This is a genomic window from Hyphomonas sp. (assembly GCF_013823385.1).
Taxonomy (GTDB): Bacteria; Pseudomonadota; Alphaproteobacteria; order Caulobacterales; family Hyphomonadaceae; genus Hyphomonas.
In genome coordinates this window covers 1-1,272 of the sequence record NZ_PNMA01000147.1, presented here as the reverse complement: position 1 = coordinate 1,272, position 1,272 = coordinate 1, and the positions used below count along the sequence as shown (strand labels likewise).

General features: G+C 61.0%; 2 protein-coding genes. One reads left to right on the top strand and one right to left on the bottom strand.

Annotated features, from left to right (window positions below):
• Window positions 1–47: 47 nt before the first annotated feature.
• Complete coding sequence (locus tag C0456_RS20610) at window positions 48–593, bottom strand: carboxymuconolactone decarboxylase family protein (protein WP_291056604.1); 546 nt, start codon at window positions 591–593, stop codon at window positions 48–50.
• Window positions 594–661: 68 nt separating this feature from the next.
• Between C0456_RS20610 and C0456_RS20605 the strand changes: the two genes are divergently transcribed.
• Window positions 662–1,272: cupin domain-containing protein (locus C0456_RS20605; protein ID WP_291056601.1), on the top strand; the 611-nt coding region annotated here is incomplete at its 3' end.

The window sequence follows — 1,272 nt, the reverse complement described above, 5'->3', positions numbered from 1 at the left end:
GGTTGAGGAGCGGGCCGATGTCCTGCACCGGCCCGCACGCATTATGATCAGGCCGCAACCGCCACATCGACGACCGGGAAATCGATCTTGGTCTGGGCGACGTTGTTCATGAAGTTGGTCAGAACATTGTGCGCGACGTTACCGACGATTTCGACGATGCGGGCGTCGTCGAGGCCAGCAAGGCGGGCTGCTGACAGATCGCTGTCGGTCACGTGACCGCGTGTTTCAACGATGCGCAAGGCAAGCGTCGCGATCGCATCGTCGAGGGGATCTTGGCCCTTGCCCAGACGGGCGGCGCGGATAGCCTCTGGCGAAAGGCCGGCACCTTTCCCGGGCAGCGTGTGCGCCGACAGACAATAGTGGCAGCTGTTGTACTGGGCGACGGCAAGCGCAACGATTTCGCGCTGTGCAGCGGTCAGCACACCACTTCCCAGTGCATCTGCGAAGGCGAGGTTGCCATTCAACACGGCAGGAGCATGAGCGAAGGTCGCAAAAAGGTTCGGGACCATGCCAATCTTCGCCTTAACAGCGCCGAGGGTGGCCTGGACGCCGGTGTCGGCAGTGGCGAGTTCTACGGGGTTGATGCGGGGCATTTGCGTTTCCTCTGTTGGTCAGTGCGGGCTTGCACAACGCCTCTATCGGCTGTTATCGGTGCAGATTGGTGCCAACTTCATTGCAGATCGTTCACATGGACATCTTTGCCGCTCTCTTTGCCCACACTGCCCCGAGCGCCCGGACATTCTTTACCGGCAACTTGTGTACGACCGCGCAATTTGCCGATTGCGGCTACCTCCACCTTCTCAAGAGCGGCGCGTTGACGCTGAGCCGATCTGGCGAGGCCGATCTCATTCTGAACGAACCAACGCTGCTCTTCTTCCGGCGCGGACAGGCGCATCGGTTCACTGGCGCTGCGGAAGGCGGGGCTGATCTGGTCTGCGCGAAGGTCGATCTGGGCGGCGATAATGGCAACCCGATTGGCGAAGGACTGCCCGACCTTGTCATCCTGCCGCTGGCCGAGAACCCGACGCTGGGGCCCGCCTGCGATCTTCTGCTTGTCGAAGGATTTGGCGACAATAATGGGCGTCAGGCCGCCATCGACCATTTGTTCGACTATCTCTTGATCCTGGTAGTGCGTCATGTTGTCGCCAGTGGCCTGGTGAATGATGGTGTGCTGGGCGGCCTTGCCGATCCGCGATTGGCCAAGGCGCTGACGGCGATGCACGAACAGCCAAGGCATTCGTGGACTCTTGATGATCTGGCAGAGGTGGCCGG

Coding starts and splice junctions, on each gene's coding strand:
- C0456_RS20610 (WP_291056604.1), bottom strand. CDS start 593: ATGCCCCGCATCAACCCCGTAGAACTCGCCACTGCCGACACCGGCGTC.